Origin of the sequence: Streptococcus oralis, assembly GCF_001579525.1 — a bacterium.
Lineage (GTDB): Bacteria > Bacillota > Bacilli > Lactobacillales > Streptococcaceae > Streptococcus > Streptococcus oralis_M.
The window spans coordinates 19,824-34,281 of record NZ_KQ970790.1 but is presented as its reverse complement, the minus strand read 5'-3'; the positions used below and the strand labels follow the sequence as shown (position 1 = coordinate 34,281).

Here is a 14,458-nt window from a genome sequence, read left to right as displayed (position 1 = left end):
CGACAAGCATACAAAAAAGCGAGATTGAATCTCGCTTTTTATTGTTAAGATTAATCACCAAGTCCGATACGTTCAAAGATATCATCCACACGTTTGGTGTAGTATGCAGGGTTGAAGATTTCGTCGATTTCCTCTTGTGTAAGGCGCGATGTCACTTCTGGATCTGCTTCGAGAAGCGGTTTGAAGTCTACTTGGTTATCCCAAGAATAAGCTGTTTTTGGTTGCACCAAGTCATAGGCTTGCTCACGGGTCATACCCTTCTCAATCAAGGTCAACATAGCACGTTGGCTAAAGATAAGACCGAAAGTTGAGTTCATGTTGCGGATCATATTTTCTGGGAAGACCGTCAAGTTCTTGACGATATTTCCGAAACGGTTAAGCATGTAGTCAATCAAAATGGTCGTGTCCGGTGTGATGATTCGCTCAGCTGATGAGTGGGAAATATCACGTTCGTGCCAGAGAGCAACATTTTCATAAGCTGTCACCATGTGGCCACGGATAACACGCGCCAGACCTGTCATGTTTTCAGAACCGATAGGGTTGCGTTTGTGAGGCATTGCTGAAGATCCCTTTTGCCCCTTGGCAAAGAACTCTTCCACTTCACGTTGCTCAGATTTTTGCAGACCACGGATTTCCGTTGCCATACGCTCGATGGAAGTCGCGATGCTAGCAAGAACTGCAAAGTACTCAGCGTGAAGGTCACGAGGAAGGACTTGTGTAGAAATTTCTTGAGCACGGATACCCAATTTGTCGCAGACATATTGCTCTACAAATGGTGGAATGTTGGCAAAGTTCCCAACCGCACCAGAGATTTTACCAGCTTCCACACCAGCAGCCGCATTCTCGAAACGCTCGATGTTACGTTTCATTTCACTGTACCAAGTTGCCAATTTCAGACCAAAGGTTGTAGGCTCAGCGTGCACACCGTGGGTACGCCCCATCATGATGGTGAACTTGTGCTCCTTGGCCTTATCAGCGATGATGTTTGTGAAGTTTTCAAGATCACGACGGATGATGTCGTTGGCCTGCTTGTAAAGGTAACCGTAGGCAGTATCCACCACGTCGGTAGAAGTCAAACCATAGTGAACCCACTTGCGCTCTTCGCCAAGCGTTTCAGAAACCGCACGTGTAAAGGCAACCACATCGTGACGCGTCTCTTGCTCAATCTCCAAAATACGGTTGATGTCAAAGTCCGCCTTCTCGCGAATCAGAGCCACATCTTCCTTAGGGATTTCCCCCAACTCAGCCCATGCCTCGTCAGCCAAGATTTCTACCTCAAGCCAAGCACGGTATTTATTTTCTTCACTCCAAATGTTCGCCATCTCAGGGCGAGAGTAACGGTTGATCATTGTTTGTGTTCTCCTTTTGTTTTGTCTGTTTGAATGTTATCAAGAATTTTCTGAGCCGATTCTTTCTTCAATGTATTTTCTATCCATTGAGTTTGATGAGCTTTTATATACTTTTGCCAAATAATTAGTAAAACAAGACCAATAAAAAGTATACCTAAAGTAATAAATAATCTTTCAACTGCACTATAATTAGCAAAAAAATAAACGCTAATCCCCCATGATATCTCAATTAATGTTAAAAATAATTTTAAAATTTTAATCCTGTTGATTACTTCCGGTTTGACATCTTCATCACTAATAATGATACTATTGTTTAATATACTAATTATATTTTCAGGTTTAGAAAACCAAATAATCAGTAATCCTATAGGTGCAACGATTGTGTATGAATCTTTATCTACTTTTGAAAAAATAAAAAAGAATATTATTGGTAATATCAGATAAATTACTTTTATTAAAATGCGGAAAATTTATTTATATACTGGTATGTCAACGCTCTGATATCTTAGCGGAATAAATAAATTTAGAAAATATGAGAACCCTAAAATTTGAATAAATGGAATAGCTCCTCTTGAATAACCTTCAAAATTATCTATCATAGTTTTGTAACCATGACTATACTTAACAATTAAAGCATATAGCTCATTTTCACTCAGACTATTAGGAATTTTCATGAAAAGCATAGCGGTAATATTTAAAAATATTGTTCCTATCCAAAAAATAAATGCTGTAAAAAATGACAATACAATATAAAGTAATATTAAACTGAGTAAAAACCTCTTTTGTTTAATATATGCGATAATTCTTTTACTGAAGTAAAATAGAAAAATACCGTTTATAAAGCAAATAATGATAGGGGTTAAAAAGCTTAAAAATGGTATTTTTTTTAAAATTGCCCCCAATACTATAAATATCATTCCATTTACAAGAAAAGGAAGCATATATAACATCAAATAGCAAATACCAATGAGGTGTTCAGCGTCAATTGTTCTACTTTTAAAAAATTGTTTTATTTTTTTAGGTAATAATTTAAATTTCTGTACTAATTGTTCTACAATTTTCAAACTTTCCTCCTGTCTAAAACTCATCCACACTATCCGGCGCATCACTAAACAAAGTTACGTGTCCCATCTTGCGGTTGTGCTTCGCTTCTATTTTACCATACATGTGGAGGTGGGCGCTTGGATTTTCTGTGACATATTTTTCAGCGGCCTCGACATGTTGGCCGAGTACGTTGATCATGACGGCTGGCGCATGCAGGTGGATAGCTGGCAATGATGCTCCGAGAACGCCCAAGATATGCGTGTCGAATTGCGAAAAGTCGCAGGCTTCGATTGAGTAGTGACCTGAATTGTGTGGACGTGGAGCAATCTCGTTGACAATGATGTCGTCAGCTGTCGCAAACATTTCCACGCAAAGGGTTCCAGACAAATTGAGCTGTTCTGCGATTCGCACTGCCATGGATTTAGCCTTTTCTGCTAGACTTTCTGAAATGCGGGCTGGTACGATGGTCTTAGAGAGGATGTTGTTACGGTGGATATTTTCCTGAACTGGAAAAACTGTCACGTCCTTGCCATTTCCTGATACGATGACAGAAATTTCAAAGTCAAAGTTGACAAATTCTTCCAAAACGCAGTCTGCTGAGTCAGCTAGCGCATAGGCTTCTTCCAAATCTACTTCTGAACGAACGACCTTTTGTCCATGACCATCGTAGCCACCAGTCGCAGTCTTGAGGACATAGTTTTTCGACAAGTCGATATCTGCCAAATCTTGGCTTGAGGTCACAACCTTGTAAGGTGCCACCGTTACTTGTGCCTTGTTTGAGAGAAAATCCTTTTCAAAAATGCGATTTTGGGAAATGCGGAGCAGATCTGTCCCTTGAGGGAGTTGACCGTCTTTGATAACGGCATCCAAACCGTCAGCATCGACATTCTCAAACTCATAGGTCAGGACATCGCAACGCTCCGCCAACTGACGGAGGGCGTCCACATCATTATAAGGCGCCACGATGATTTCCGCCACACGAGAGGCTGGGCAATCCGCCGCAGGATCCAGCGCGATAACCTTGTGACCCATGTAGATAGCAGAAATGGCCATCATCTGACCCAGCTGACCACCACCGATAATTCCGATTGTTTTAGATGAGCTCATTCGTCGACTCCTCTGCGATTTTTCCTTGTTCTTCTGCGAAATCTGCCAATGCTGTCGCAATAGCCTGATCCTCTACTGAAAGGAGACGGAGGGCAAAGAGGGCCGCATTGGTCGCACCTGCTTCACCAATAGCCATGGTCGCAACAGGTACACCGCCCGGCATCTGAACGATAGAGTAGAGCGAGTCCACGCCACTAAGAGCACGTGATTTGACTGGTACACCAATGACAGGAAGGGTTGTTTTGGCAGCTACCATACCTGGCAAGTGAGCAGCGCCACCCGCACCTGCGATGATAACCTTAATACCACGACTACGTGCTTCTTCGGCATGTTTGAACATGAGGTCTGGTGTACGGTGTGCGGAAACAACTTTCTTTTCGTAGGCTACACCGAAGCGGTCAAGGACTTCTGCTGTTTTTTGCATGGTTGCCCAGTCGGATTTGGAGCCCATGATAATGGAAATTACTGGTTTCATAGTTAGTATCCTTTGCTTTCCTTTCTGTTTTCAATCACCTTAAGTTGTGTGGGACGGCAGCAGCCACCAAAGGTGGTGTCTCATGCCTAAATTGGAAGCCCAAGGTCTTCCAATTTCCCTGAACGATTGGATTATCATCCAATCGTTCTTTCACAACGGCGGTGATTGCTCTATATCAGCTCGCTAATGCTCGCAAATTAAACGACCATTATCGGGTTTGGCGACTTCGTCACATTATTCTTATATCTTTACTTAATTGCCTTACTTCCAATATCTGTTCGGTAAAAGAGGCCTTCTGTTTTTTGTTGGGAGAGTTCTTGGTAGATGGTTTCTTGAGCTTCTTTGACGGTGTCTGCTGTTGTGACCAGCATATAGACACGTCCACCGTTTGATAGCAATGCTCTGCTATTTTCCGAAAACTTAGCCCCTGCATAGTAGGTAAAGATATCACCCTCTGTCTTAGCTGGCAATTCAACACCTTTTTCATAGTCAAGCGGGTAGCCATTTGAAGCTACAACCACACCCAGTGTCACACCCTTGTCCGTCCAAGTGATGTTAGGCTCTTTGCCATCCAAAATGTCCGTGATATTTTGTGCAAAGTCGGATGTTAAACGAGGCAGGATAATTTGCGTTTCAGGATCTCCGAAGCGAGCGTTAAACTCGATAACTTTGGGTCCATCAGCTGTCAAGATAAGACCAGCGTAAAGGACACCAAGATAAGGACGACCTTCTTTGATCATGCCTTCAAGAACTGGTTTGACAATGGTGTCAACGGCTGTGTCAACCACGCTCTGTGGCAAGTGTGGAACTGGCGCATAGGCACCCATCCCACCAGTGTTAGGCCCCTTGTCGCCATCATAGGCACGTTTGTGGTCCTGAGCTGTTGGCATGATGTAGAACTTATCGCCATTGACAAAGGCAAAGAGAGAGAACTCTTCTCCGTCGAGGAATTCCTCGATAACTACACGCGCACCTGAGTCACCGAATTTATTGTCCAAAAGCATCTCGTGAGCGGCTTCGACCGCTTGCTCAACCGTCTCAGCAACGACGACACCTTTTCCAAGCGCTAAGCCATCCGCCTTGACTACGATAGGAGCACCTTTCTCCTCGATATAGGCCTTGGCCTCCTCGAAATCTGAAAATGTGCCATAGGCTGCTGTCGGAACGCCGTATTTGACCATGATTTCCTTGGCAAAATCCTTGGACCACTCCAGCTCCGCTGCAGACCTTGTCGGACCAAAGGCTTTGAGACCAGCTGCATTGAACTCATCAACAATCCCAGCAGCAAGGGCATCATCTGGACCGATAAAGGACCAAGCAATATCGTTGGCTTTTGCAAACTCAATCAATTTAGAATGTTCGGAAATAGAGATATTTACCAATTCCAGACCATCCAGAGTCATCCCGTCATTCCCAGGAGCTACAAAGACTTTTTCAACGTCTTTTGACTCAAGCAACTTCTTAGCAATGGCATGTTCACGACCACCCGAACCGACAACAAGCAGTTTCATTTCTCAACCTCTTTTGCGAATTATTTACTAATATTATAACATAAACGTTCGTTTTAATCTTGTTTTGCTCCGCGTTTTTACGCAAAAAAGGAAAGAAACTGTTTTCCTCCCTTTTGTTTTTTAATGTCTAAAATGTCTCACTCCTGTGAAGACCATAGTCAAGCCATATTTGTCAGCGGCTTCGATAGACTCTTGGTCACGGACGGATCCACCTGGCTGGATGATGGCCTTGATACCTGCTTTTGCGATTTCTTCCACATTATCCGCAAATGGGAAAAAGGCATCTGAAGCAAGAACAGCACCGTCAAGACGGTCTTTAGCTTGGTCAATGGCGATACGAACAGAGGCCACACGGTTAGTTTGACCTGGGCCGACACCCAGCGTCATGTGGTCGTTGGTGATGATGATACCGTTTGATTTGACATACTTGATAGCCTTCCAAGCGAACTCAAGAGCTGTCGCTTCTGTCTCGGTTGGCTGGCGTTTGGTCACCACTTGCCAGTCAGCTGGGCTCTCTTTGACAACGTCTTGGTTTTGAACGAGGAGTCCACCGACAACACCTGTGTATTCTGCTTCCACTTCACTAGCGTCTTGGGCATCAAATGGCAAGGCAAGGATACGCAAGTTTTTCTTTTTATTGGTCAAAATAGCTAGCGCTTCATCCGTATAGCTTGGTGCGATGATGATCTCGAGGAAAACGCCGTGCATCTTCTCAGCAGTCGCAGCATCCACCTCACGGTTGAGAACGATAATTCCACCAAAAATAGACACTGGGTCAGACTCATAAGCATAGTCCCAAGCAGTTTCAATGTCATCAGCTTGACCGATACCGCACGGGTTCATGTGTTTGAGAGCCACAACGGTTGGACGTTCTTTGAAATCGCGAATAATACGGATAGCCGCGTCTGCATCGCGAATATTGTTGAAAGACAATTCCTTACCGTTGAGCTGTTTCGCTGATGCAATGGAGTAATCCGTTGGCAAGGCTTTTTGATAGAAGTCTGCATCTTGTTGAGGGTTTTCACCGTAACGCATAGCTTGTTTAAGGTCATAAGTCAGAGTGAGTTTTTCAGGTTTGCTTTCACCCACTTGAGCTGTGAAGTATTCTGCAATCAAGGCATCGTAAGCTGCTGTGTGACGAAATACTTTGGCTGCTAAACGTTGGCGAGTTTCATAAGAGGTTTCGCCGTTTGCCGACAATTCGTCAAGCACCACTGAATAGTCCGCAGGATCTACCACAACTGTCACGCTGGCATGGTTCTTCGCTGCCGAACGAAGCATAGATGGCCCACCGATATCGATATTCTCCACCGCATCAGCGTACGTCACGTCTGGTTTGAGAATGGTTTCCTTGAAAGGATAAAGGTTGACCACTACAAGGTCGATAAGCTCGATTTGATTGTCCTTGGCTGCTTGAAGGTGGCTATCCAAGTCACGACGAGCGAGGAGCCCACCGTGGATATTTGGATGAAGGGTCTTAACACGGCCATCCATCATCTCTGGGAAGCCCGTCACATCATCGATCGCAATGGTCTCCACCCCAGCATTGTCAAGGGCAACCTTGGTTCCACCCGTCGAGATGATATCCCAACCTAATTTTTTAAGCTCTTGGGCAAATTCAACAATGCCCGCTTTGTCTGAGACGCTGATTAAGGCCTTTTTCGTCATTCTATTCCTCTTTCTTTAGATCCAAGCGCATAGCGACTTCGTTATTTTCTTCTATAAATCCTGTTTCCTGAAAACCCAGACTAGTCAACAGGTACTTCATTTTTTCATTTCCAACCACATAATCTGCGGTAATATGACTGCAAGCTCTATCCATCTGAGCCTCTTTGATTAGAACTTCCAAGGCTTTTCGACCATAACCTCTTCCTTGGTACTGCTGACCAATCATTATCCGCCAGATAAAGTATTCCGCTTCATCCTTGTCTATTTCCAGCAGGAGAAAGCCAACCACTTGCTTATCCCAATAGATTGCCATCGGAAACACATCTTCGTTTTTCCGGTAGAGCCATGCATCAGCTAAAGAGCGTACATTTGGAGCCACGAAACGTGCTCGTTCATCAGCTTCAGATATTTTCAAATCCAGCACTGCCTGAAAACTGCTCTCATCTACTAATTTCAGTTCAATCATTTTTTCTCCTAGTAAGATTGCGCAATCAAAACTTGATTTACTTCTTACCTTCTCTCCACTCCCAAGCTATCCAGCACCTCTGGATACAACTTGTACTCAGTCTCATGAATGCGAGCTTCAAAGCTTTCGATGGTATCATCAGATAGCCGTGGCACACGGACTTGTTTGATGACCTTGCCTGTATCCACACCCGAATCCACCCAGTGAATGGTCACGCCAGACAGGTCTACGCCAGCATTCCAAGCGTCCTCAATCCCATGAGCTCCTGGAAATTCTGGCAGGTAGGCTGGATGAATGTTGATGATACGACCTTCATAAGCTGCCAGTAAGGTTGGCCCAACGATTTTCATGTAGCCTGCGAGACAAACCAAGTCAATTTGGTGTTCTTCCAAAATTTCGACAAGAGCTGCTTCGTAGTCCGCCTTGTTCTCAAATTCCTTGAGTTCAAAAACATAGGACAGGACGCCGAGCTTTCCTGCACGCTCGAGCACATAGGCATCACGATGGTCTGAAAAGACAAACTCCACTGGAAACTCTTCAGCAATCACCTGAAAGTTTGAGCCATTACCAGAGGCAAAAACCGCTATTTTTTTCATTTGATGATGACACTTTCGTTTTCTTTCGTGACGATGCGACCAATTTCATAGACTGGTTCATCCAGCAATTCTTTGACACGATCTACATTTTCAGGGCTAACTGCCAACATGAGTCCTACGCCCATATTGAAGATTTCAAACATTTCTTCATGCTTGATCTGACCGTATTTTTCAAGGGCTTTGAAAATTGGAAGAACTGGAACCTTGCTTTCCTCAATCTCAGCAGCCAAGTCAGCTGCAAACATGCGAGGGACATTTTCGATAAAGCCACCACCTGTGATGTGGGCAATCCCATGAACCAAACCTTCCTTGATGAGTGGCAAAACAGCTTTAACGTAGATACGAGTTGGTTCCAAAAGGACATCTTTCAGCTTTTTGCCTTCCAACCCAGGCAAGACTTCTTCGCCTGTGTAGTCGGCAAAGACACGACGAACAAGTGAGTAACCATTTGAGTGAATCCCACTTGAAGCAAGTCCGAGAAGAACATCACCTTCTGCCACCTTTGAACCGTCAATGATTTGAGATTTTTCAGCCACACCGACCGCAAATCCAGCCAAGTCGTAGTCATCTTCGCCGTACATACCAGGCATTTCAGCCGTTTCACCACCGATGAGGGCAGCACCAGCCTGCACACAACCTTCTGCCACACCAGCAACCACTTGTTCTAGTTTAGCTGGTTCATTCTTCCCTGTCGCCACATAGTCGAGGAAATAGAGGGGCTCCGCACCTGCAGCGATGATATCATTGACACACATGGCTACACAGTCCTGCCCAATCGTGTCATGCTTGTCGTACTTGATAGCCAGCATGAGCTTGGTTCCGACACCGTCAGTCCCTGAGATCAAGACAGGCTCTTTGACACCTGCTTTTGAAAGATCAAACATGCCACCAAAGCCACCAAGAGCTCCCATGACACCTGCACGCTCCGTACGAGCCACGTGCTTTTTGATCCGCTCAACAACTTCATAACCTGCTTCAACATCTACACCAGATTGCGCATAAGCATTTTTATTTGTCATCTTCTCTTCCTTTCCTTTCATGGAGAGTCTTTATCCGTCTTATTTGTAAAAACTGGTCTTATCCCCCAAGCTTCTACGATATTCTTCCTCATAGTCGTAGAGAGGAGTTGGGTAGTCCCCATCAAAATAAGCGACACAGAGACCACCATTCGGTGCATCTGTTTCAATCCCAATGGATTCAATCAAGCCATCAATCGAAAGATAGGTCAGACTATCTGCGCCAATGATTTGGCGAGTTTCTTCAACCGTATGATTGGCAGCAATCAACTCCTGACGCGTCTGGATATCAATCCCATAGAAGCATGGATAAGCTAGCGCAGGACTTCCAATGGCAACATGAACCTCAGACGCACCTGCTTCTTTCAAAAGCTGAACGATACGGCGAGAGGTTGTCCCACGAACAATAGAATCATCAATCATCACCACACGTTTGCCTTTGACAACACCCGAAACAGCAGACAGTTTCATCCGCACCCCTTGCTCTCGCAATTCTTGAGTCGGTTGGATAAAGGTGCGTTGCGTGTATTGGTTTTTGATCAGTCCCATTTCATTTGGCAGACCAGATTCTTCTGCAAATCCCATGGCTGCGCTGAGCGAGGAATTTGGCACACCGACTACGATATCCGCTTCGTGCTTAAATTCACGCGCCAATTGAGCCCCCATGCGTTTGCGAGCTGTATGGACATTGACCCCATGAATGTTAGAGTCAGGGCGGGCAAAGTAGATATACTCCATAGAACAAATCGCCAACTGGGTATCATTTATATAGCTATCATACTGAATCCCATTGTCATCTACGATTACAATCTCTCCTGGTTTCACATCACGAATCCACTCAGCACCAATGACTTCAAAAGCACAGGTTTCAGACGAAACGACTACCGCTCCGTTTGCCATTTTCCCAATAGAAAGTGGACGGAAACCATTAGGATCAAGCGCCGCAATCAACTTGTCCTCAAACAGCAGGATATAAGCAAATCCACCTTTGACGAGACTGAGCGCCTCTTTGATTTTGCCCATCAAGTTCGGATTGTGACTCCGACGAATGAGGTGGGCCAAGATTTCCGAGTCCGAAGTTGAACTGAAAATAGCTCCTCTTTGTTCCAATTCTTTCTTGAGCGATTCGGCATTGGTCAAGTTTCCGTTGTGAGCAAGTCCAAACTGCATATCGTGAAAGCGGAAGAGAAAGGGCTGGATATTATCTACAGAAGCTTCGCCAGCAGTCGCATAACGAACATGCCCAATCGCGCTCGCTCCAGTCAGTTTATCCAAATTAGCTGGATTTCTGAACACTTCTGATAAAAGTCCCATATCACGATGACGCTTCAATTGCCCCTGATCATTGGAGAGGATTCCTGCCCCCTCCTGACCACGGTGCTGAAGACTGTGGAGCCCAAAATAGGTCAATTTAGCAGCATCTGGATGTCCCCAGATACCGAAAACACCACATTCTTCATTAAGAGATTTTACTTCGTATGTCATTTTTTATACCTTTTATTTCCCTGTGAAATAACGTACAGCTGATGCAAACAGGTGCTGGTCTTTATTTCCTGGGATGTTTTGGAAGAGACCGTCTTCATAACGTTCTGAGTGTCCCATCTTACCGATGATTTGACCATTCTTGCTAGTAATTCCTTCGATGGCATTTACAGAACCATTTGGATTGTACTTAGAATCCATACTTGGTTTGCCGTCAAAGTCAACGTATTGGCTAAAGATTTGACCATTGTCGCGGAGCTCTGCAAATTCCTCAGCCGTCACGACAAACTTCCCTTCACCGTGCGATACTGGGATGGCATGGATATCGCCCACTTGCACTCCAGCCAACCATGGTGAGTTGGTATTGGCAATTCGAGTTTCCACCATCTTGGCCACGTGCTGGTTGGCATCATTGTAGAAAAGGGTTGGACTAGTACTATTAGCATCCTCAAAGTTTCCGTATGGAAGAAGACCTGATTTGACCAAGGCCTGGAACCCATTACAGATACCAATGATCAAACCTCCACGAGCGATAAAGCCATCAATGGCTACACGAACTTTTTCATTGAGCAGGATATTGACGATAAATTTAGCTGATCCATCCGGCTCATCCGCAGCTGAGAAGCCACCTGCAAAGAAGAGGATGTTAGCCTTGATAATATTGTCAACCATGGTTTCAACTGACTTGACAATGGCTTCTTCATTCAAGGTCACAAATGGCACCAAGTTAACCTCTGCACCTTCTTTTTCGAAGGCCTTTGCTGAATCATATTCTGAGTTGGTTCCTGGGAAGACTGGGATGTAAACTACAGGTTTTTCAATAGTTTCCTTGGTTTTGACGACTGCGTCAGAAGCGATAGCTGGAACTTCAGCCAATTCTTTAGCTTGGGTAAATTCTGTTGGGTAAACTTCTTCCAATTTTCCTTGGAAGGCACTGTCAAGTTTCTGTCCATCTAGCTTCACACCGTTGACAACGAGTGTAAAGTCTGCTTTCGTTTGTCCAATCTTCTCTACTCCAGCGATTTCTTCAGGAGATGTGAAGACAAATCCGCCTAATTGAGCTGTCAAGGCTGTTTCAAGTTCAGGCAAGGTCACCTCTGCACCGATATGATTTCCAAAGGTAGCAAGTGCCAAGCTTTCAAGGACACCTCCGTATTTAACAGCTGATGCAGATGTTACTTTGTGTCCAGCTTGGATGGCTTCAAAGTGAGCAAAGTTAGACTTAATCAAATCAAAATCAATCTCTGCAGAGAGGGCTTGACCTGGGATGTAGTAGATGTTTTCACCAGCAGTCTTGAACTCAGGAGAAAGCACCTTACGGCTATCTGCCGTCGTCACCCCAAAGGCAACCAAGGTTGGTGGTACGGTTAATTCTTCAAAAGTACCAGACATAGAGTCCTTACCACCGATAGATGGCAAACCAAGTTGGATTTGTGCTTCGATAGAACCTAGAAGAGCTGCTACTGGCTGACCAAAACGCTCAGCTTGTTTGTCCATCCGCTCAAAATACTCTTGGTAAGAGAAGCGAGCCTTGGACCAGTTTGCACCAGTAGTCACTAAACGAGCAGTTGCTTCGATAACCGCATAAGCAGCTCCGTGGTATGGAGACCATTCTGCTACATAAGGGTTAAATCCTTGCGCCATGACAGACGCAGTGTGAGTCACACCGTGCTGAACTGGCAATTTCTGCACAGATGCCTCAGTTGGTGTGAGTTGGTAGCGACCACCAAGTGGGTGATTGACCGTTGAACGACCGACCGAGCAGTCAAAGATGGTCTGCAAGCCTTTTTGACTTGCATGGTTGAGGTCAGACAGAACTGCAAGGGTATCTGCTTCAAGTGTGTCAGCATTGGTTGTGCGTTCTTCTGGAAGTGCGACATCCTTGTCTACCACCTTGGCATCAACGACTACGCGCACACCGTTGGTATCAAGAAAACGACGTTCCAAGTCAACAATCGTTTCACCATTCCAGTGCATGACAAGATTTGGTTTTTCAGTCACTGTTGCGACGACAACAGCGTCAATATTTTCTTTATTACATTCTGCAACGAAGGCATCTACGTCTTCAGGACGCACCACAACTGCCATCCGTTCTTGAGATTCAGAGATAGCAATTTCTGTACCATTCAAGCCTTGGTATTTCAGAGGAACCTTGTTAAGGTCGATTTCAAGACCGTCTGCTAATTCACCGATGGCCACACAGACACCACCTGCTCCAAAGTCGTTGGATTTCTTAATGAGACGAGTGACATCGCCATTACGGAAAAGGCGTTGTATCTTGCGCTCTTCGATGGCATTCCCTTTTTGAACCTCAGCACCAGCAGTTTCCACAGACTCAACTGTTTGAACCTTAGAGGACCCTGTTGCACCACCAACACCATCACGTCCAGTCTTACCACCGAGCAAGATAATCACATCGCCGGCTTCCGGTTTTTCACGGACTACATTTTCCTTAGGAGCAGCACCAACAACGGCACCTAGCTCCATGCGTTTAGCTACAAAGCCTGGGTGGAAGTACTCACGAACGTAAGTCGTCGCCAGACCAATTTGGTTACCATACGAAGAATAACCATGAGCCGCTGTCTTCGAAATGACTTGTTGTGGCAATTTCCCAGCGCGCGTTTCTGAAATCGGAGCTGTAATATCACCAGCACCTGAGATACGCATAGCTTGGTAAACGTAGGAACGGCCTGACAATGGGTCACGAATAGCCCCACCGATACAAGTAGCCGCGCCACCAAATGGTTCAATTTCCGTTGGGTGGTTGTGGGTTTCGTTTTTGAACATAAGCAGCCAAGGTTCCTTGACACCATCAACGTCCACTTCGATTTCAACCGAGCAGGCATTGATTTCGTCTGACACTTCCATGTCGTCCAAACGCCCATTAGCACGCTCATAACGACCAAAAATAGTCGCCATATCCATCAAGGTTTGTGGCTTTTCAGACCGACCTAGTTCATCACGCATGGCAATATACTTGTCATAAGTCGCTTGCAATTGCTTTTGGAATTTAGAAGCTGAGAAATCAATGTGTTTCAACTCAGTCTCAAAAGTCGTGTGACGGCAGTGGTCAGACCAGTAGGTATCCAACACCTTGAGCTCAGTCTCAGTTGGCACGCGCCCGATTGACTTGAAATAGTCTTGGATAAAGAGCAAATCATCCACTTCCATTGCCATCCCTTGCTCGGCCTTGTAGCGAGCAAAGTCTTCTGCCGTATAACTTTCAAAGAAAGTCAATTTAGGAATGGTCTTGTCCGACTCTGAAAATTCCTGCTTGGCAATCCCTGTCGTGATGTCCTTGAAACGAGAATCAACTGGGTTGAGCAAGTAGTTCTTGACTGCTTCCAACTCAGTCGCATCAATATCCTTGTTGACCAAGTAAAGCTGGGCTGTGTTGACTGTTACATCACTTGAACTTCCCAGTAAAAGCAAGGCTTCCTGTGAAGAAGCTGCACGCTGGTCAAATTGACCAGGCAGGCTTTCAATGGCAAAGAAAGCATAGTTGGCAAGATCCGCTTGCACGGCCGCTTCGTCCAAGACATGATCCGTCACCTGCTCAGAGAAGATGTGTTTTTCCGCAGGCGCAAACAAGTCCTCTGCCAAATCAAAGACATCATAAACCTGCACAATGCGAATACTTTTCAAAGTTGAAAGTCCCAAGTTGTGCTGGAGCTCCCTTACCAAACTCTCTGACTTGACCTGAAAATCAGCCTTTTTTTCAACAAAAATACGTTTATCCATCAA

Annotated in this window: 12 protein-coding genes; all 12 read right to left on the bottom strand. The window is 45.1% G+C overall.

Annotated elements, in window-relative coordinates; all coding sequences use genetic code 11:
* Positions 1-50: 50 nt before the first annotated feature.
* Positions 51-1,349 carry an adenylosuccinate lyase gene (purB, locus tag SORDD25_RS06025; protein WP_061853014.1) on the bottom strand — a complete coding sequence of 433 codons (1,299 nt, stop codon included), beginning with the start codon at positions 1,347-1,349 and terminating at the stop codon, positions 51-53.
* A 470-nt stretch (positions 1,350-1,819) separates the two neighbouring features.
* Complete coding sequence (locus tag SORDD25_RS09450; protein ID WP_241497230.1) at positions 1,820-2,413, bottom strand: hypothetical protein; 594 nt, start codon at positions 2,411-2,413, stop codon at positions 1,820-1,822.
* A 13-nt stretch (positions 2,414-2,426) separates the two neighbouring features.
* Positions 2,427-3,500, bottom strand: a complete 1,074-nt coding sequence (gene purK, locus SORDD25_RS06015; RefSeq protein ID WP_061853013.1) for a 5-(carboxyamino)imidazole ribonucleotide synthase — start codon at positions 3,498-3,500, stop codon at positions 2,427-2,429.
* Positions 3,487-3,975, bottom strand: coding sequence for a 5-(carboxyamino)imidazole ribonucleotide mutase (gene purE, locus SORDD25_RS06010; RefSeq protein ID WP_000805604.1), 489 nt, complete (start codon positions 3,973-3,975; stop codon positions 3,487-3,489). Before purE ends, purK begins: the two co-directional genes overlap by 14 nt.
* Positions 3,976-4,009: 34 nt before the next feature.
* On the bottom strand, positions 4,010-4,129 hold the full coding sequence (locus SORDD25_RS09445; protein ID WP_081103663.1) for a phosphoribosylaminoimidazole carboxylase: 120 nt from the start codon (positions 4,127-4,129) through the stop codon (positions 4,010-4,012).
* Positions 4,130-4,223: 94 nt separating this feature from the next.
* Positions 4,224-5,486 carry a phosphoribosylamine--glycine ligase gene (gene purD, locus SORDD25_RS06005; RefSeq protein ID WP_061853012.1) on the bottom strand — a complete coding sequence of 421 codons (1,263 nt, stop codon included), beginning with the start codon at positions 5,484-5,486 and terminating at the stop codon, positions 4,224-4,226.
* 120 nt (positions 5,487-5,606) lie between these two features.
* Positions 5,607-7,154: a bifunctional phosphoribosylaminoimidazolecarboxamide formyltransferase/IMP cyclohydrolase gene (gene purH, locus SORDD25_RS06000; RefSeq protein WP_061853011.1), complete on the bottom strand. Its 1,548-nt coding sequence runs from the start codon at positions 7,152-7,154 to the stop codon at positions 5,607-5,609.
* Position 7,155: 1 nt separating this feature from the next.
* Positions 7,156-7,620 carry a GNAT family N-acetyltransferase gene (locus SORDD25_RS05995; RefSeq protein ID WP_061853010.1) on the bottom strand — a complete coding sequence of 155 codons (465 nt, stop codon included), beginning with the start codon at positions 7,618-7,620 and terminating at the stop codon, positions 7,156-7,158.
* Between the two features lie 44 nt (positions 7,621-7,664).
* Complete coding sequence (gene purN, locus SORDD25_RS05990) at positions 7,665-8,216, bottom strand: phosphoribosylglycinamide formyltransferase (RefSeq protein ID WP_061853009.1); 552 nt, start codon at positions 8,214-8,216, stop codon at positions 7,665-7,667.
* On the bottom strand, positions 8,213-9,235 hold the full coding sequence (gene purM / locus SORDD25_RS05985) for a phosphoribosylformylglycinamidine cyclo-ligase (protein ID WP_061853065.1): 1,023 nt from the start codon (positions 9,233-9,235) through the stop codon (positions 8,213-8,215). Before purM ends, purN begins: the two co-directional genes overlap by 4 nt.
* A gap of 39 nt (positions 9,236-9,274) precedes the next feature.
* Positions 9,275-10,717 carry an amidophosphoribosyltransferase gene (purF, locus tag SORDD25_RS05980; RefSeq protein WP_061853008.1) on the bottom strand — a complete coding sequence of 481 codons (1,443 nt, stop codon included), beginning with the start codon at positions 10,715-10,717 and terminating at the stop codon, positions 9,275-9,277.
* A 12-nt stretch (positions 10,718-10,729) separates the two neighbouring features.
* Positions 10,730-14,455, bottom strand: coding sequence for a phosphoribosylformylglycinamidine synthase (locus tag SORDD25_RS05975; RefSeq protein ID WP_061853007.1), 3,726 nt, complete (start codon positions 14,453-14,455; stop codon positions 10,730-10,732).
* Positions 14,456-14,458: the final 3 nt, after the last annotated feature.

Excerpts from the sequence above, each read along its gene's own strand:
- purB (WP_061853014.1), bottom strand. The coding sequence starts at position 1,349 with ATGATCAACCGTTACTCTCGCCCTGAGATGGCGAACATTTGGAGTGAA.
- purK (WP_061853013.1), bottom strand. The coding sequence starts at position 3,500 with ATGAGCTCATCTAAAACAATCGGAATTATCGGTGGTGGTCAGCTGGGT.
- purE (WP_000805604.1), bottom strand. The coding sequence starts at position 3,975 with ATGAAACCAGTAATTTCCATTATCATGGGCTCCAAATCCGACTGGGCA.
- purD (WP_061853012.1), bottom strand. The coding sequence starts at position 5,486 with ATGAAACTGCTTGTTGTCGGTTCGGGTGGTCGTGAACATGCCATTGCT.
- purH (WP_061853011.1), bottom strand. The coding sequence starts at position 7,154 with ATGACGAAAAAGGCCTTAATCAGCGTCTCAGACAAAGCGGGCATTGTT.
- SORDD25_RS05995 (WP_061853010.1), bottom strand. The coding sequence starts at position 7,620 with ATGATTGAACTGAAATTAGTAGATGAGAGCAGTTTTCAGGCAGTGCTG.
- purN (WP_061853009.1), bottom strand. The coding sequence starts at position 8,216 with ATGAAAAAAATAGCGGTTTTTGCCTCTGGTAATGGCTCAAACTTTCAG.
- purM (WP_061853065.1), bottom strand. The coding sequence starts at position 9,235 with ATGACAAATAAAAATGCTTATGCGCAATCTGGTGTAGATGTTGAAGCA.
- purF (WP_061853008.1), bottom strand. The coding sequence starts at position 10,717 with ATGACATACGAAGTAAAATCTCTTAATGAAGAATGTGGTGTTTTCGGT.
- SORDD25_RS05975 (WP_061853007.1), bottom strand. The coding sequence starts at position 14,455 with ATGGATAAACGTATTTTTGTTGAAAAAAAGGCTGATTTTCAGGTCAAG.